This is a genomic window from Acidisoma sp. (genome assembly GCF_965199065.1).
Classification (GTDB): domain Bacteria; phylum Pseudomonadota; class Alphaproteobacteria; order Acetobacterales; family Acetobacteraceae; genus Acidisoma.
Map to the genome: position 1 here is coordinate 2102584 of NZ_CBDAQN010000003.1, position 16621 is coordinate 2119204.

A 16621-nucleotide genomic window follows, 5' to 3' on the forward strand; every position below is an offset into this window, starting at 1 on the left:
TTACGGGCCGTCGGCCACGTCTTCGCCGCGCATGACCTCGGCCTCCTGCCGCAGCCGGCGGAAGCTGCGGGTGCTGAAAGGCAGCATGGCGACGTAGAGAATGCCGGCCGCCGCCAGAGCGGCCCAGGGCTCGGCCAGCAGGATCGCGGCGAAGGCGCCGGTGCCGAGCAGCAGGGGCAGCACGACCTCGGCCGGGACCTTGAAGTTCTTGAAACTCCAGACCGGCACGGTGGAGACGAGCAGGATGGCGGTGCCGATCACCACCAGCGCCACGATGGCCGGCGAATGCGAGAGCGTCTCGAGCCAGGGCAGGGCGAGCGACCGCGCCTCCAGCCCGACGAAGATGGGAAACAGCGCGAGCAGCGCCCCGGCGGGGGCTGGAACGCCGGTAAAGAAGCCTGCCGTATAGGTGGCGACGGGCGTCGCATCCAGCGCCGCGTTGAAGCGCGCGAGGCGCAGCGCCATGCAGACGGCGAACATGAGCGACGGGATGAAACCGACGCCGCCATAGAGCCGCAGCGACCACAGGTAGAGCAGAAAGGCGGGCGCGACGCCGAAGCATAGGAAGTCCGCGAGGCTGTCGAACTCGGCGCCGAAACGCGAGGTCGCTTTCAGCAGGCGCGCGATCCGCCCGTCGAGCCCGTCGATGACGGCGGCGACCGCGATCGCGATGACGGCGGCGTCGAAGCGGCCGTCGAGCCCGAAGCGCATGCCGGTCAGCCCGGCGCAGAGCCCCAGCATGGTGAGCAGATTGGGCAGGACCCGGTTGAAGGACGGGCCCTTGAAGCGCGGGCGGTGGGCTGGGCGCTTGAGGCGGCGTCGGCGCCGGGCCGGCCAGATGCGGCCATCCGGCGCACCGGCGGCGCGCGGCTCGCTCATATCATCCCGGGGTCGGGCTCCGCCCCCATCGTCGGATCCAGCGCCGACGGCGGCTTCACGTCGGCATCGGGCTCGGCCAGGGGCGAGGGCGTGGGATCGGCGACGGTCGGGGGCTCCGGCCTGACGGGCGGCTCCGGCTCCGGCTCGCCCGAGAGTTCGGCGATCACGCTCTCGCCGCCGATCATGGTCTGTCCTTCGGTGACCAGGGGCAGAACGCCGGCGGGCAGGTAGATGTCGGTGCGGCTGCCGAAGCGGATGATGCCGAAGCGGCTTCCCGCCTGAACATGGTCGCCTTCCTTCACGTCGCAGAGGATGCGGCGCGCGATGAGGCCGGCGATCTGCACGACGGCGATCTCCCGCCCATCCGGCAGCCGGATGGCGAGCGCGTTGCGCTCGTTCTCGTCGGAGGCCTTGTCGAGGTTCGCGCTCAGGAACTTGCCGTGCCGGTAGGCGATGCGCGTCACCGTGCCGTCCGCCGGCATGCGGTTCACGTGCACGTCGAGCACCGAGAGGAAGATCGCGACGCGCCAGCGCGGCATGATGCCGAGGCCGAGTTCAGGCGGCGGGGCGGCAAGGGCGATGCTGACGATATGTCCGTCGGCCGGGGCGAGGAGCGCCCCGGGGCGCGGCGGCGGGAAGCGCTCGGGGTCGCGGAAGAAGTAGAGACAGAACAGGATGAAGACGACGCCGATCCAGGCGATCCAGCTGGCGAAGATGAGCCCGGCCAGGACCAGGATCGCGCCGATGACCAGAAAAGGCCTTGCCGCCGGATGCGGCGGAGAGAGGACGTAACGGAAAGCACTGCCATGAGCCATGATGGCGGGGTGTTATCAGGTCTACCCCCGGCTTGTCTCCCCTGCACGGGCGCGCTCCGATCCGGCGGGCTCGTCTCACCCATTGGCGCCCGGCCCCTCTGGAAGGCTTACGCCCCGCTCATGTGCCTCTCGCCGTGCCGCAGCCGGCTTTTGTACGGGTGGCGATAAAGCCGCGCCAGCGCGGGAGGGAGCGGCGCCTGGGAGGCTTCGGCCGCCGTCGGCATATGGAACACCTGGCCCGGGTAGATGCGGCGCGGGTCGCGGATCTGGCTCCGGTTCGCCGCGAAGATTGCCGTGTAGGTAACGCCCCGACCGTAGCTGTGACGGGCGATGGTCCAGAGGCAATCGCCCGGCTGCACCACAGCCTGCCCCGGCGCCAGGGCGCTGGTGAGGCTGGCGCGGGCGAAGGGCACCTCGCTGCGCGCCACCACCGCACCGCTGGCCGCCAGCTCATCCGTGCGCAGCTTGTAGATGCCCGGAGGCATGTCCGAGGGGGGCGCCAGCGTCCAGACGCCTTGGGCGTCCGCCACCGCGTCGCCGACCGCGTGGTTGTTCACATAGAGCCGAACCGTCCGGGCCGAGGCCGCATGGCCGGTGAAGCGGATGCGGCCCTGATCGTCATACTGGACGATGTCGAGCCCGACCGGCCCGGGGTGGCTGCCGGGCGGCGCCAGAAGCAGGCGAGGCGGCCCATCGCCCTGGGTCAGAACCACCATCGGGCCCGACTTGAGCTGCGCGCCGGGAACGCCTGCGACCGCCGCAGCTTTCGCCGGCTGGCCTGGCAGGCTGAGAAGAACCGTCGTCTGCGCGGCCTTGTCGCCGGCCGCCGCCTTCGCGTCGCCGACCGAAAGCTGATGGACGCCGGAGGGCAACCCGGCGTTGGGCAGGAACACCCACTGCCCGTTGGTGTCGGTCGTCGTGGTGCCGAGGATCGTCACGCCGCTGTGGATGGTGAGCGTTTCGCCCGGCTGGGCCTGGCCGGCCATCACCAGCGCGCCGTCCTTGTCGACGCGCACAACATCGACGTTCGGCGCGGCCGTGTGGGAGACCGCCGGCTTGGGGGCCGGCTTGGGGGCTGGCTTGGGAGGCGCGGCGGCCTGGGTCGCCGCCAGCTTGACGGGCGCTGCCGGAACCGCCTGTGCCGGATGCAAGGCCGCTTCCTGGACTTTCTGAACAGCCGGGGCGGACGGTGGAGGTTTGGCCGCGACCGCCACGGGATGCGCGGGCGGCGCCTGAACGGCACTGGCGGCCGGAGTTTGCGCCGGGTGCCCGACAACGGGCTCCGCATGGTCGGCCTCGAAGAAGTAGCCGGCGCCTGCCGCTGCCGCACAGACCACCACGAGCGCCAGCACGGCGAAGGATCGTCCGCCGCGCGCCGCAGGAGCCGGATTTGGCTGAGTAGCCTGGGTCATTAGTTCTGCATCCCGACTTTCTTGCGAAGCCATAACTTAAGAGAATCTAAATACCACGATCCTGTGAGGCTTGCTCGGTCTTTACGTTATCGGATGTCTCTCTTCCGGTGTGCGAGGGTTGCATCCCGAGGGTGGCCCTGCCACCAAGGCCATAGAAACCCCCTTCGCAGAGGCGGCATTCTCGTCTTGATGGGCAGCCGCCTGTCGGACCTCAATCATGCAAAGGACAAGTGCGATGCCGGCGATCAAAGCGGTCACTGTTTTCGGGGGTGCGGCATCTGGCCTTGACCCCGTCTGCCGCGAAACCGCACTCGCGCTCGGCCGGGGGCTGGCGCGAGCCGGGATCACGGTGATCTTCGGCGGCGGCAGCATCGGCATGATGGGCGCCGTCGCCGATGGCGCGCTCGGCGAAGGCGGTGAAGTCATCGGCATCATCCCGGATTTCCTTGCGCGGAGGGAAATCGCTCATACTTCCGTCTCCGAAATGATTGTGACGGACAGCATGCATAGCCGCAAGCGCCGGATGTTCGAGCTCTCGGATGCCTTCGTGACGCTGCCGGGCGGCCTCGGCACGCTGGACGAGACCTTCGAGATGATCACCTGGCGGCAGCTCGACCTGCATTCCAAGCCCATCATCATCTGCGACGCGGGCGGCTGGGCCGGGCCGTTCCTGGCCTTGATCGAGGCCTTGATCGCCCAGGGTTTCGCGCCTGATCATGCCCGTGGTCTCTATGAGGTGCTGGGCAGCGCCGAGGCGGTGGTCGCCCGCCTGAGCGAACTTCCGGCGATCGAGGAAGCGACCGCCGTCTCCCGACTGTAGGCCCGTTGAACTACCGCCACGCCTTCCATGCCGGCAACTTCGCCGACTGCATGAAGCATGTGCTGCTGGTCTGGATGCTGCGGGCGCTCGCCCGGAAGCCGGCGGGGTTCATGGCGCTCGACACCCATGCCGGCCTCGGCCGCTACGACCTCGGCGGCGACCAAGCCTCGCGCACGGGCGAGTGGCGCGGCGGCATCGGCCGGTTGCTGGCGGCGCGCGATGCGGGTCTCTCGATGCCGGAGGGGATCGGCGACTACCTCGGACTGGTTGACCGCCCGGATCTGTTCGGCAGTGGGCTCTACCCCGGTTCGCCCGCACTGATCGAGGCGCTGTTGCGCCCAGAGGACCGGCTCGTCTGCTGCGAACTGCATCCCGAGGATCAGGCCGGGCTGCGCGCTCTCATGCGTGGCCATCCCCAGGTCTCGGTTCATCTTCGCGACGGCTATGAGGCGATCCGGGCCTTCCTGCCGCCGCGCGAACGCCGGGCGCTTGTGCTCATCGATCCACCCTATGAAGCGCCCGACGAGTTTGCCCGCCTGACGGAGGCGCTTCGTCAGGGATGCATCAGGTTCCCCTCAGGAATTTTGGTCGTCTGGTATCCCATCAAGCACCGCGCGCCGGCTCGCGCCTTTCACGCGGCGGTGGCCGAGGCCGGCATCCGCGACGTGGTGGCGGTGGAACTGCTGCTGCGCGAGCCGACCGACGCCGACCGGCTGAACGGCTGCGGCCTGCTGGTGGTCAACCCGCCCTGGCGCTTCATGGAAGAGGCCGAGCCGATGCTCGCCAGCCTTGCGGCCATCTTCGCCGGAGACGAAGGCACCGCCCGCGCCGTCCGCATCGCCGGAGAGTAAGGCTCAGGCCGAGATGCCGTGTAGCTTGGCCCATTGCAGCAGCAGCATGGTCTTGGCGTCGACGATGCGACCCTCCCCGATCATGGCGACGGCCTCGTCCAGCGTCAGCTCGACGACCTCGATATCCTCGCCTTCGTCAGCCAAGCCGCCGCCGCGGCCGATGTGGTCCTCGGCGCTGTAGGTCGCGACGAAGAAGGACAGCCGCTCGCTGAAGCAGCCCGGGCTCATGAAGGCGTCGAAGACGTGGCGCGGGTTGGAAATGCGGTAGCCCATCTCCTCCTCGGCCTCGCGGATGATGGCCGTCTTGGGGTCGTCCTGGTCCAGCATGCCGGCGCAGACTTCCAGCAACGGATGCGGATAGCCGTTGAGGTAGGTCACGAACCGGATCTGCCGGACCAGGAGCACCGTGCCACGAGCCGGATCATAGGGCAGGATCGCCGCGGCGTTGCCGTGGTCGTAGAGCTCGCGCCGCAGGGGCTGCCAGCCGCCGTCGCGGCGGCGCTGCTCGAACTCGAGCCGGCGCAGCAGGTACTTCTCGTCCGAGAGAACCGTCTCGCGCAGGTTCCGGATCGGGCTTTCGTCCGCCATCGGTCAGGATGCCATGGTGAGGCGCTTCACGAAGGCCGAGACCTTGTGGCGGCGCATCTCGGAGCGGGCAGTCCCGTCGGTCGTCATGTAGTTGAGCTGGATCACGTAGCGCGCGCCGACGAACTGCTTGTGGCCATGCCAGGTGGTGGGACCGTTGGGGAACACCAGCAACGTGCCGTTCACGGGCGGCACCTCCACGGCAAAGTCCTCGATGTCGTCCGGCCCGCGCAACAGGCGCAGGCAGCCCTCGCGCCGCGCCCAGGCCTCGGTCTCAGGATTCAGGTAGAGCAGGATCGTCACCCGCTTGGTGTGGCTGTCGCAATGGATGCGCCCATCCTTCTCGCGGGAGGCGCCGCGCAGCGTCACCATCGTCGGCGCACCCTCGAGGTCGAGATCGAACTTGCGGGCGACGGCCTCGCGAAACCTCGGCCCCTCGAGCTCCTTCATGAGCGCCTGAGCCTCGGTCCCGAGCCGCAGCGAGCCGATGGGGAAGGAGCCGCCTTTATCCAGCTTGGGCAGACCCCGGACGACCTCGGCGAGGGCCGCCGGCGGGATGAAGTTCTCCACCACGATGTGGGTGAAGGGGTCGCTCGCTACCGGCGCGGCGTCGAAAGCCTCGTAATCCGCTAGGGTCATGACTGAACACAGTCCTCAGAGATGTTAGCCCTGGTGGGCGAAGATGTCGGGTGCATCATAGCCGAGCAGGTCGAGTTCGCAGCGGGCAGGCAGGAAGTCGAAGCACGCCTGGGCGATGGCGAGACGGTTTTCCCGGATCAGCAGGGCCTCCAGCCGCGCCCATAAGGCATGGAGATGCAGCACGTCCGAGGCCGCGTAGGCAAGCTGGTCGGCGGAAAGCTCCGGCGCGCCCCAGTCGCTGGTCTGCTGCTGCTTGGAGATCTCGACGCCGAGGAGTTCGCGGCATAGATCGCGCAGCCCGTGGCGCTCGGTGAAGGTCCGCACGAGCTTGGCGGCGATCTTGGTGCAGACGACGGGGGTCGCGCGGATGCCCAGCGCGTGGAACAGCATCGCGACATCGAAGCGGGCGTAGTGCATGAGCTTGAGGCGCGCGGTGTCGGCCAGCAGCGCCTTGAGGTTGGGGCAGTCATAGCCCTGGCCGCCGAGCGAGGGCGGGATGAGTTGCACCAGATGCGCGGTCGCGTCCCCGGCGGAAAGCTGGATCAGGCAGAGGCGGTCCCGGCGCGGATCGAGCCCCATGGTTTCGGTATCGACGGCGATGACGGGTCCGAGGTCGAGGTCCGGCGGCAGGTCGTGGCGGTGTAGATGAATGGTGGCGTGCGGCAGGAATTGCGTGATGTCGGCCATGCCTGTGCCTAGCCGATGGCCAGCGGCCGCTCAAGCTGCGACGCCATGGGGTCAGGTGACAAAGAGCCGCAGGGGCGGCATAGGGCACCACGGCATTTTCAACGATGGAAAGCGGACCCTCATGGCCTCCTTCGATCTCGATGCGCGCTTCGACCTCGGCACCCGCCTCGTCTCCGAGGCTGGCGAGTTGGCGATGAGCTACTTCCAGCGGCTCGGCAGCCTCACGATCAAGAGCAAGGGTCCGCAGGACATGGCCAGCGAGGCGGACCTGAACACCGAGATCCTCATCCGCGACCGTCTCGCGGCGGCGTTCCCGGAGGATGCCTTCCTCGGCGAGGAAACCGGGCGGACGGACGCGGTGGCTGGCGCGCGCGGCATCTGGGTGGTGGACCCGATCGACGGCACTCAGCCCTTCGTGAGCAACATGCACAACTGGTGCGTGTCGATCGCCTTCGTGCTGGACGGGCGGACGGAGCTGGGCTTCGTCGCGGCACCGGCGAGGCGAGAGCTTTTCATCGCCCGCCGTGGTCATGGCGCAACCCTTAACGGCGCGCCCATCGCGGTGCGCCCTGCCGCACGGATGACAGATGGGCTGGTCGGGCTCGGCTACTCCAGCCGCACACCTCCGGGCGAGTTCCTGCCTTTGCTGGCCACCCTGCTGGATCAAGGCGGCATGTTCGTCCGCAGCGGCTCCGGCGCGCTGATGCTGTGCGATGTCGCTTGCGGGCGGCTCATCGGTTACATCGAGCAGTACATCAACAGCTGGGACTGCCTCGCCGCGCTGGCGATGATTGAGGCGGCTGGCGGCGTCGTCAGCGACTTCCTGGCCAATGACGGCATGTGGCGCGGGCACGCGTTGGCGGCCGGCGCGCCCGAGGTTTTTCCGGGCCTTGCGTCCCTGGTGGGGGTGGCGCCGCTCAAGGTCTGACCTCTTGATGGGCTGAGCCGCCGGCCAGCCGCGATGGACATGAACGAGGCGGTGGAGACGAACGTGCGGGCAATTCAGTTTGAGGCTTTCGGCGGTCCCTCATTGCTGAACCTCGTCGAGGTTCCGGCGCCGGTCAGCGACCCCGATGCGGCTCTGGTGCGGGTAATGGCGGCGTCGATCAACCCGAGCGACGTGAAGAACGTCGCCGGCGCCATGCACCAGACGACGTTGCCGCGCATCCCGGGCCGGGATTTCGCCGGCGTGGTGGAGGCGGGGCCCGCCGGCTGGATCGGCGCCGAGGTCTGGGGCACCGGCGGCGATACCGGCTTCACCCGCGACGGCAGCCATGCCGAACTCATCGCGGTTCCGGTGGCGAGCCTCCGGCGGAAGCCCGAGACCCTCGGTTTCGACGAAGCGGCATCCGTCGGCGTCAACTACCTGGCGGCCTGGTGCGGTCTGGAGGCGGCGAGCCTGACCGCCGGTGAAACGGTGCTGCTGATCGGCGCCGGCGGTGGTGTCGGCAGCGCGGCGGCGCAGATCGCCCGGCGGCGCGGAGCGCGTGTCGTCGGCGTCAACCGGAAAATGCCATCGCCCGACGCGCCGATCCACGCGATCGCCGAAACGCTCATCATCGGCGCGGACGACCTGCCTGCTGCGGTTCGGGCGGCGACCAATGGGCGCGGCGCCGATGTCGTGTTCGATCTGGTCGGCGGGATGATGTTTCGCAGCGCGGTCAACAGCCTCGCTTTGCGTGGCAGGTTGGTGGCGATCTCCGCGACCGGCCAGCGCGAGGTGAGCTTCGACCTCGCCGATTTCTACCACAACGAGAGCCGGCTGTTCGGCGTCGATACACTGAAGCGCGATCTCACCGCGTCTGCCGAGGTGCTGGATGAACTAACGCCGGGGTTCCTGGCGGGGGATTATTGCGCGGCGCCGATCTGCGAGACCTGCGGGCTGGGGGACGCGCGGGCGGCCTATGCCAAGGTCGCCGCGGGCGCCTCCGGACGGGTCGTGCTGCGGCCTCAGGAATGACATAGCGGCTGAGCGTCGTCATCCCCATGTTGCGCCTGGACCTTGCCAGTATGGGAAGGTTTAGGTTGTGGGTATCTCGATAGGGATCGCGACCATGACCGACGCTGTGACCCATATCTGGCATGCGCTGCTCCTCGCCTTCGGCATGGCCTGGCAGGTGGGGTGGAGCCTCGTGCTCGGCTTCGCCATCTCCGCCATCCTCCAGGCCGTCGTCTCGAAAAAGGCGATGGGCGCGGCGCTGGGACGCAACGGCCTCCGAGAGGTCGTCATCGCCACGCTAGCGGGCGCCGCCAGTTCAAGCTGCTCCTACGCCTCGGCCTCGGTCAGCCGCACCCTGTTCAAGAAGGGCGCGGCGCTCGTCCCGAGCCTCGCCTTCCTGCTCGCTTCCACCAATCTGGTCGTCGAACTCGGGATCGTCCTGTTGCTGCTCATGGGCTGGCAGTTCATGGCCGGCGAATGGGTCGGGGGCATCGTGCTCATCCTCGTCATGAGCCTGATCGTCCGGGCGACCTATCCGCGCCGGCTCGTCGAGGAGGCGCGCCACTTCCCCGAGGCGGGCGGCGGCGGGCACGACCACGGCGACATGGCCGAGGCGTCAGGCACAGTCTGGCAGAAACTCGCCCGGCAGGAGACCTGGGTGCAGGTAGCGCACGGCTTCGTCATGGACTGGTCGATGCTGTGGAAAGATGTCGTGCTGGGCTTCGTGATCGCCGGGGCGCTCGGTGCCTTCGTGCCGGACGGCGTCTGGCAGGCGCTGTTCGTCAAAGGGGCCAGCCCATGGATCCAGGTGCCGGCGAACGCGCTGCTCGGGCCGATCGTCGCGATGCTGTCCTTCGTCTGCTCGATCGGGAATGTGCCGATGGCGGCGGTGCTCTGGGGCTCGGGCGTGAGCTTCGGCGGCGTGCTCGCCTTCCTGTTCGCCGACCTCATCGTGCTGCCGCTGCTGGACGTCTACCGGCGCACCTACGGCTGGAAAATGGCCGCCTATATCGGCGGCGTCTTCTACGCGACGATGGTTGTGTCAGCGCTCATCATGGAACTCGCCTGGGGCGCGCTCGGCTGGATACCGCGCCACCACCCGAACATGCAGGCCACGATGGTTCATTTTTCGATCAATTATACCTTCTGGCTCAACCTCATCTTCGGGCTGATAGCGGTCGGGCTGGTCATCCTGGCGAAGCGGAACCCGATGCAGATGCAACACGCCCATTGCTGCGCTCATCATGGAGCCAAATCCGGCGCGGCGGCTCAACCTGCCGCGGCCACAACACACGCGCATCACCACTGATTCGCGAAGTCATTCTTGTTAGATAACGATAGCAGGAGGTTCCGGCCGGAACGACAGTACCTGCGAACGAGTTGCCGGCCGGCAACTCGTCGCTTTCCGGCCCTATATCAAGCGGCGGCGGCGAGATCGGGGAAGTAGCTGTCGTCGAGCAGCATGTCCTCATAGAAGGCGCCGTAGCCATCGGTCGGGTGGCGGATGTGGATTTCCAGCACCCACAGCAGCGGCGAGGGCGTGAACTCGACATCCATCATCGGCCCGTCATAGACCGCCGCGTGCGGAAAGTCCGAGAGCCGGTGGCCGGAAAGATCGAGGTTGAGCTCCCAGCCCAGCGCGCGCGCCTCGGCGGTTGCAAAGTCATACAGCACCTTGCCGCTCGACTTGTCGCTCTCCCACTTGCGGCGGACGATGTGGAACAACGTCTTCGCGTCGCGCGCGCAACGGGCCATGTCGGGATTGTCGCCGACGGTGAAGGTGTCGCCGCCATCGCCCTCCCACTCGCCCCAGACCGGGCCGATGTCGATCAGGAAAATGTCGGTGTCCTTCAGCACGATGCCGGGGTCCGACGCCGCGCCAAAAGTCTTCAGCGTGTTGGTGCCGAAGCGGACGTAGATGTCGTGCCAGCCGCGCACCATGTCCTGCTCGGCGAGGATGTCGCGCGCCATCTCGACGGCATCTTCCTCGACCATGCCGGGCCGAACGCGGGAGGCGATGGCGTGGATCGTCGCGCGCGTCATGCCGCGAACCTTGAGCATCGTCTCGCGGGCGAAGGCGGGACCCACCGCCTCCAGCGCCGCTTGGTTGTCGATCAGGTCGTTCATGGATTGGTCTCCATTGCTTTGGTTGAAGGCGAAGCAGCCGTCCGCCGGTTGACCGGCGTATCGAGACGGAAGGCGAGGCCGTCGGTTTGCTCGTCGAGCGTGATCTGGCAGGCGAGCCGGTGGGCGGGTGTCCCGCCCGGCAGCACCCCCAGCAGGCGCGCCTCGTTGCGGGAGGGCGCGGGCAGGCGACCGATCCAGTCCGGTGCGATGGCGATGCGGCAGGTGCCGCAGGCGCAGCGTCCGCCGCAGATGTGGCGGATGCCGGTCTCAGCCCGCATGAGGGCGGCGAGCAGCGTCTCCCCACACTCGGCCTTGACGCTGGCGCCCTCCGCCTCGCCGAGACGGATGGTAAGGACGCCGTCAGGCATCTTGGGGCCCCATCGACGCGAAGCCAGCGGTCTCGGGCAGGCGGCTGTGACGGAATCTGATCCAGACGCCGCCGACGATGAGGTAGGCGAGGAAGAGATAGGGGAAGTATTTCACCGGCGCGGGCGGCACCGGATAGACGCTGCCGATGGTGGGCACGGCGAGCAGCAGCAGCGAGACGGCGGCGAGGCCGAGGTGCCAGGGCTTCATCTCGCCGATCGCCTTCAGATAGACCGGAGCAGCGATGGACACGAGGATATAGGGCACGAGGAAGCCGAAGGCGGCCATCGTTCCGGCGTCGTTGAAGACATCGAGCGGCGCCATGCCGCGCAACACGCAGATCGTCGGCAGGAGGAACGACAAGCCACCCATGATGAGCACCGCGACGTGCGGTGTTTCGTTCCGGTGGTGGCTTTCGGCGGTCGAACGATGGAACAGCCCCTGACGGCCCATGCTGTAGATGACCCGTCCACCAGCATTGAGGCAGGAGAGGTTGAGCGCGAAGAAGCTGATCATCGCACAGGCTGACAGCGGCGCCTGCAGGAACGGCAGATGAACGAGCTGCGCCATGACGTTGAGCGGCGCGTCGATCTGGTCGAGCGTCGTCTTGTAGCCGTGTGTCGTCTGCACCATCACGTAGGTGACGAACACGAAGAAGATGCCGGCGAGGACGAGGCTTAGCCAGACGGCACGCGGAATGGATTTCAGCGGATCGCGCGCTTCGTCGCCGAAAGCCGTTGCAGACTCAAACCCGACAAGGCTGAAGATGGCGACGACGACGCCGAGGCCGAGGCTCGAAAACGGCAGATGCTTGGTGTCGACCTGCGCCGGATCGAGGGTGAAGCCGTGCCGGGCGAGCGCCACGAGGCAGAGCAGCGTGATGAGCGTCATCGAGACGCCCTCGAAGATAAGCATGACCTTCGCCGACAGGGCAACGTTCTTCCAGGCGCAATAGCCGGAGATCAAGACGCAGAGGGCAAAGAGGACGATGGGCGATACGTGCATGCCCATCATCGTGAGCAGCGTGCCGGCGAAGATCGCGAAGCCGGTGGCGCCGGCGATGGAAATGCCGATGTAGGCCCAGATCAGCGACCAGCCGCCGAGGCCGCCCGCGCTGTTCCCGAGACCCTTGCGGATATAGCCGTACATCGAGCCGGAACTGGCCGAGCGCGATGCGAACTGGTTGAGGCTGAAGGCCACGAACAACAGCATGACGGTGCCGAGCGCGTAGGACAGCCAGCTCCAGTTCCCGGTGTTTGAAAACATGACCGGAATGATCAGCGCGGCGGTCATGGTCGGGGAGATCAGGGCGATGTTCTGCGCGAGCAGCTCGTAGGGACCGAGACAGTTGGCCTTCAGCGCCCGCATTGCGGGTATTGGCGATACCATGGGCGACATCCCTTACCTGGCCGGCCGCGTGAACGCGGACCTTGCTTGTGAAGATGACGCCGGGTGACGCTAGCGAAGCCTGCCCTGGTAGAAGCGGGATCTTTGCCCCTTAAATTCTGATGAACAACTTATTGTGCTAGTGGATGGTAAGGAACATCCAGTTTTCGGAAGCTGGCTGGTCCAGCAGAAGGTCTCCATGTTACGGCCCTGGCATCTGCAAATCTCCATCGACCGCGACGGTCCGACGCCGGCCTATCTCCAGATCACCCATGCGGTGATTGAAGCGATCCGAAAGGGACGGCTCGCTTCGGGAAGCGCTTTACCCGGCACCCGCAACCTTGCGACCCGCCTCAACGTCAATCGAAAGACGGTTGAGCAGGCCTATGATGAAATGGTCGCCCAAGGCTGGCTGACGGCCGAGCCGACGCGGGGAACCTTCGTTTCGGCGCGCTTGCCGGTGATCGACGCGGTGCCGCCGCCGAACATGCCGGTGCCTGCCGGCCAAGCGCCGGAGTTCACCCTGCGCCGCACGCTGCCCGATCTGCCGCTGATGCTGCCGCGTCCGGGCCAGCTGATCTTCGATGACGGCGCGCCCGATACGCGGCTGATGCCGGCGGAGCTTCTCGCGCGAACATACCGGCGCGTTCTGCTCGACGCGTCACGCCACAACCGGCTCGGCTACGGCGATCCTCGCGGCAGCCTCGGCCTGCGCCAGGCTGTGGCCGAAATGCTGAAGCTCGACCGTGGCCTGGAATGCGGACCCGAGAATATCTGCCTGACCCGCGGCAGCCAGATGGGCATTTACCTGTCGGCGCGTCTGGTGGCGGAGCCCGGTGACGCGGTGGTGGTGGAGAGCCTGACCTATCCGCCGGCGCGGGAGGCGTTCCGCGCGGCAGGCGCCAGGATCATCAGCGTCGGCATGGACGACCAGGGCATGCGCGTCGATGAGCTGGAGGCGTTGTGCCGCCGCCAGCGGGTGCGCGCCGTCTATGTGACGCCGCATCATCAGTTCCCGACAACCGTTCTGCTGCCCCCGGAGCGGCGCATCCGGCTGCTGGCGCTCGCCGAGCAGTTCGGTTTCGCGGTGGTCGAGGACGACTACGACCACGAGTTCCACTTCGCCCATCGCCCGATGCTGCCGATCGCCAGCCTCAGCGGCTGGGGCAAGCTGCTCTACATCGGCTCGCTGTCGAAGCTGCTCTCGCCCAGCCTGCGGATCGGCTACCTCGTGGCGGCCGAAGCCGTAACCCTGCGTGCTGCCGGCGAAATCATGATGATCGACCGGCAAGGCGATCCGGTGACGGAAATGGCGGCCGCCGACCTCATGGTGAGCGGCGCGGTCAAAAGCCACACGCGCAAGGTGCTGCGGGTCTATGCGGCGCGACGGGATTGTCTGTCCGAGGCCCTGCGGACCCAGCTCGGTTCGGCCGTCGAGTTCTCGCGGCCGGAGGGCGGCCTCGCGATCTGGGTGCGTTTTGCCGAAGGTCTCGATCCGGTGGCGATCGCGGCGGCGAGCGAAGCGCGTGGGGTCGGCTTCCTGCCGGGGGCGGCGTTCTTCTCCGGCGGGCATGCGCCGACCAACGGCGCCCGGCTCGGTTTCGCCAGCATGAACGAGGCGGAAATCGTGGAGGCCGTCGGCCGCCTCGCGGCAGCGGTCAAAAGCGTGGAGGCAGGCGGTTGATCCTGATCAAAGTATTCCCAGCCGGAACGATCTAGCTTCCTCTCGGCTTCCTGAAGGAGAGCGCCATGACCATGATCCATCTCGACGAGGACCTTTGGCAGAACAGCATGCTTCCCGAGGGCATCCTGGAACGCTGGCTGGTGGATGACGGCACGACAGTCACCGTCGGCGAGCGCATCGCCGAGGTGCGGATCGAAAGCTCGCTGCATGAGATCATGTCCCCTGGCGTTGGGGTTCTCACCATTCTCGCGGAACAGAATACTGTGGTGGAGCCTGGAACGGCGGTCGGCCGTCTGCTGTAGCCGGCCGGGGCAGCGATGTCCGAAAACGGCGAGCGGGGCGGTGCCGGTGATGGCATGATGCCGCCATGCACCCGTTGTCAGGCCCGCTCGACCCGGAGATTTGCTATCGCGCGCTGCTGACGCGCGACGTGCGTTTCGATGGGCGCTTCTTTACCGGCGTCCGCACCACCGGCATCTATTGCCGGCCGGTCTGCCCGGCGCAGACCCCGAAGCCGGGCAACGTCACCTTCTACCCCAGCGCCGCCGCCGCCGAGGTGGCCGGATTCCGCTCCTGCCTCCGCTGCCGGCCAGAACGGGCGCCCTCTTCCACGGTGGGCCATCCCCTTGTCGAGCGGGCGATGGCCATCATCGCCGAGGGCCAGGACCCCGACGGACCCAGTCTCGATGGATCGGGCCTCGCTGAACGGCTGGGTGTCGGCGAGCGTCAGCTCCGACGCCTCTTCGCCGCTCATCTGGGCGCCAGCCCGAAGGCCGTGATGCAGACGCGTCGCCATCTGCTCGCCCGGCAGTTGGTGGTGGAAACCGAACTGCCGCTGACCGAGGTGGCGCTCGCGGCTGGCTTCGACAGCCTGAGGCGCTTCAACCACGTCTTCCTGACGCTCTACGGCAAGCCGCCAAGCGGGATGCGTCGTTCTGCCGCGCGGCCGCGAGATCAGCGCGGACTCACCCTCAGCCTGCCTTACCGTCCGCCGTACGACTGGCCGGGGATCGTCGCCGTTCTCAAAGCCCATGCCATTCCAGGCGTGGAAGTGGTGACGGACGAGGCCTATGCGCGGATCATCACCCTCGGCGGCCATCGCGGCACCGTCGTGGTGTCACCCGGAGGCGGCGATAGCCTCGCGGCGCAGATAGACTTTCCCGCACTCCGCTTCCTGCCGCGGATCGTCGCCAACCTCCGGCGCATCTTCGATCTCGCCGCCGATCCTGGCCCGGTCGACGATGTGCTGGCGGCCGACCCCGGCCTCGCGCCGCTGATCGCCGCGCGCCCCGGCCTGCGCGTGCCCGGCGCCTGGAACGGCTTTGAATTGGCCGTGCGGGTGATCCTCGGGCAACAGGTGAGCGTGGCTGCAGGCAGCCGCCTCGCAGGCAAGCTGGTGGCGCTGTTCGGCACACCGGTGGAGACAGCAATTCCTGGGCTGACCGGCCTGTTTCCGTCGCCCGCACGGCTGGTGGCGGAGGCGGATGAGTTGAGCCTCCACCTCAACATGCCGCGGGCGCGGGCGGCCGCGATCGTCAACCTTGCCCGCGCCGTGGCCGATGCGCCCGATCTGCTGGAGCGCGGCGAAGGGCTGGAGGCGTCCGTGCGCCGTCTCTGCGCCGTGCCGGGCATCGGACCCTGGACCGCGCAGTGCATCGCGCTGTTCGCGCTGCGCGAGCCGGACGCCTTCCCGCCGCGCGATGTCGGCCTGCAGCGCGCGCTCGGCCTGACCGACCGGCAGTTGATGGCCCGTGCCGAACACTGGCGCCCCTGGCGCGCCTACGCCGTCATGCATCTCTGGATGGTGGCGCTCGGTCTCGCCGGCAACTCCGCCCAGAAGATCGAAAGTATTGCAGATGACCCTGTCGCTTGACCGCTTCGCCTCGCCGCTCGGCGAGATCCTGCTCGTCTTCGAGGGCGACACGCTCCGCGCGCTCGATTTCTGGGATTACGAGCCGCGCATGCACCGGCTGCTGCGGCTGCATTACGGGTCGGTCGTCCTGACCGAAGCGCCGGCACCGACCGCCATCCGGGCTCCTCTCGACGCGTTTTTCGCGGGCGACTGGGCAGCGTTGGACCGGGTCGCCGTCGCGACCGGCGGCACCCCCTTCCAACGTCAGGTCTGGTCCTCGGTGCGGCGTATCCGTCCCGGCGCGACCCAAAGCTATGGGGCGCTTGCCGCCGCAATCGGCCGGCCGGGAGCGAGCCGCGCCGTCGGGCTGGCCAATGGCGCCAATCCGGTCGCGATCGTGGTGCCCTGTCACCGGGTGATCGGCGCGAACTCGGCGCTCACCGGGTATGGTGGGGGACTGGCCCGGAAAGCATGGCTGCTGGCCCATGAAAAAGGCGAGAGCCAGACCCAGCTGCCGCTACCTTCCCTTGACGCTGCCTATGCTCCCGCATGACATCACCTTCTTGTGCACCTGCGAAG

General features: G+C 67.7%; 17 protein-coding genes and 1 pseudogene. 9 read left to right on the forward strand and 9 right to left on the reverse strand.

Annotated elements, in window-relative coordinates:
• From ACOEQ1_RS17875 to ACOEQ1_RS17885, 3 genes and pseudogenes are all read right to left on the reverse strand, one after another.
• Nucleotides 1-879, reverse strand: a complete 879-nt coding sequence (locus ACOEQ1_RS17875) for a CDP-alcohol phosphatidyltransferase family protein (RefSeq protein WP_419760575.1) — start codon at nt 877-879, stop codon at nt 1-3.
• Nucleotides 880-1031: 152 nt separating this feature from the next.
• Nucleotides 1032-1694: pseudogene (locus ACOEQ1_RS17880) on the reverse strand (phosphatidylserine decarboxylase); the annotation flags it as partial.
• Between the two features lie 107 nt (nt 1695-1801).
• Complete coding sequence (locus ACOEQ1_RS17885) at nt 1802-3106, reverse strand: LysM peptidoglycan-binding domain-containing protein (protein ID WP_419760576.1); 1305 nt, start codon at nt 3104-3106, stop codon at nt 1802-1804.
• Nucleotides 3107-3341: 235 nt separating this feature from the next.
• Between ACOEQ1_RS17885 and ACOEQ1_RS17890 the strand changes: the two genes are divergently transcribed.
• Both ACOEQ1_RS17890 and ACOEQ1_RS17895 read left to right on the forward strand, forming a co-directional pair.
• Nucleotides 3342-3926, forward strand: a complete 585-nt coding sequence (locus tag ACOEQ1_RS17890) for a TIGR00730 family Rossman fold protein (RefSeq protein ID WP_419760577.1) — start codon at nt 3342-3344, stop codon at nt 3924-3926.
• 5 nt (nt 3927-3931) lie between these two features.
• Complete coding sequence (locus tag ACOEQ1_RS17895; RefSeq protein WP_419760578.1) at nt 3932-4777, forward strand: 23S rRNA (adenine(2030)-N(6))-methyltransferase RlmJ; 846 nt, start codon at nt 3932-3934, stop codon at nt 4775-4777.
• Between the two features lie 3 nt (nt 4778-4780).
• On the opposite strand, the gene ACOEQ1_RS17900 is transcribed toward ACOEQ1_RS17895, so the two are convergent.
• Genes ACOEQ1_RS17900 through ACOEQ1_RS17910 form a run of 3 tightly spaced genes read right to left on the reverse strand, consistent with a single transcriptional unit; the run spans nt 4781 to nt 6688 of the window.
• Nucleotides 4781-5365: an NUDIX domain-containing protein gene (locus ACOEQ1_RS17900; protein ID WP_419760579.1), complete on the reverse strand. Its 585-nt coding sequence runs from the start codon at nt 5363-5365 to the stop codon at nt 4781-4783.
• Between the two features lie 3 nt (nt 5366-5368).
• Complete coding sequence (locus ACOEQ1_RS17905; protein ID WP_419760580.1) at nt 5369-6001, reverse strand: 2OG-Fe(II) oxygenase; 633 nt, start codon at nt 5999-6001, stop codon at nt 5369-5371.
• 24 nt (nt 6002-6025) lie between these two features.
• The gene (locus tag ACOEQ1_RS17910; RefSeq protein WP_419760581.1) at nt 6026-6688 is read right to left on the reverse strand and encodes a ribonuclease D; all 663 of its coding nucleotides are present in this window, start codon (nt 6686-6688) and stop codon (nt 6026-6028) included.
• 121 nt (nt 6689-6809) lie between these two features.
• On the opposite strand from ACOEQ1_RS17910, the gene ACOEQ1_RS17915 reads away from it, so the two are divergent.
• The 3 genes from ACOEQ1_RS17915 to ACOEQ1_RS17925 all read left to right on the forward strand — a co-directional run bounded on the left by ACOEQ1_RS17915 (nt 6810) and on the right by ACOEQ1_RS17925 (nt 9936).
• On the forward strand, nt 6810-7616 hold the full coding sequence (locus ACOEQ1_RS17915) for an inositol monophosphatase family protein (protein ID WP_419760582.1): 807 nt from the start codon (nt 6810-6812) through the stop codon (nt 7614-7616).
• 33 nt (nt 7617-7649) lie between these two features.
• A complete protein-coding gene (locus ACOEQ1_RS17920; RefSeq protein WP_419760583.1) occupies nt 7650-8648 on the forward strand; it encodes a quinone oxidoreductase family protein in 999 nt (332 codons plus the stop codon).
• Between the two features lie 94 nt (nt 8649-8742).
• Nucleotides 8743-9936 (forward strand): permease, encoded by a 1194-nt coding sequence (locus ACOEQ1_RS17925; protein ID WP_419760584.1) that lies wholly within the window; start codon nt 8743-8745, stop codon nt 9934-9936.
• Between the two features lie 107 nt (nt 9937-10043).
• Here the strand turns inward: ACOEQ1_RS17925 and ACOEQ1_RS17930 are convergent, their stop codons facing one another.
• Genes ACOEQ1_RS17930 through ACOEQ1_RS17940 form a run of 3 tightly spaced genes read right to left on the reverse strand, consistent with a single transcriptional unit; the run spans nt 10044 to nt 12509 of the window.
• On the reverse strand, nt 10044-10754 hold the full coding sequence (locus tag ACOEQ1_RS17930) for a M24 family metallopeptidase (RefSeq protein WP_419760585.1): 711 nt from the start codon (nt 10752-10754) through the stop codon (nt 10044-10046).
• The gene (locus ACOEQ1_RS17935; RefSeq protein WP_419760586.1) at nt 10751-11122 is read right to left on the reverse strand and encodes a 2Fe-2S iron-sulfur cluster-binding protein; all 372 of its coding nucleotides are present in this window, start codon (nt 11120-11122) and stop codon (nt 10751-10753) included. Before ACOEQ1_RS17935 ends, ACOEQ1_RS17930 begins: the two co-directional genes overlap by 4 nt.
• Nucleotides 11115-12509 (reverse strand): APC family permease, encoded by a 1395-nt coding sequence (locus ACOEQ1_RS17940; RefSeq protein WP_419760587.1) that lies wholly within the window; start codon nt 12507-12509, stop codon nt 11115-11117. Before ACOEQ1_RS17940 ends, ACOEQ1_RS17935 begins: the two co-directional genes overlap by 8 nt.
• A gap of 196 nt (nt 12510-12705) precedes the next feature.
• Between ACOEQ1_RS17940 and ACOEQ1_RS17945 the strand changes: the two genes are divergently transcribed.
• From ACOEQ1_RS17945 to ACOEQ1_RS17960, 4 genes are all read left to right on the forward strand, one after another.
• The gene (locus ACOEQ1_RS17945) at nt 12706-14190 is read left to right on the forward strand and encodes a PLP-dependent aminotransferase family protein (protein ID WP_419760588.1); all 1485 of its coding nucleotides are present in this window, start codon (nt 12706-12708) and stop codon (nt 14188-14190) included.
• A 65-nt stretch (nt 14191-14255) separates the two neighbouring features.
• Nucleotides 14256-14492, forward strand: a complete 237-nt coding sequence (locus tag ACOEQ1_RS17950; RefSeq protein WP_419760589.1) for a lipoyl domain-containing protein — start codon at nt 14256-14258, stop codon at nt 14490-14492.
• 65 nt (nt 14493-14557) lie between these two features.
• On the forward strand, nt 14558-16063 hold the full coding sequence (locus ACOEQ1_RS17955) for an AlkA N-terminal domain-containing protein (protein ID WP_419760590.1): 1506 nt from the start codon (nt 14558-14560) through the stop codon (nt 16061-16063).
• Nucleotides 16047-16595, forward strand: coding sequence for a methylated-DNA--[protein]-cysteine S-methyltransferase (locus ACOEQ1_RS17960; RefSeq protein ID WP_419760591.1), 549 nt, complete (start codon nt 16047-16049; stop codon nt 16593-16595). Before ACOEQ1_RS17955 ends, ACOEQ1_RS17960 begins: the two co-directional genes overlap by 17 nt.
• The last annotated feature ends 26 nt before the right edge of the window (nt 16596-16621 follow it).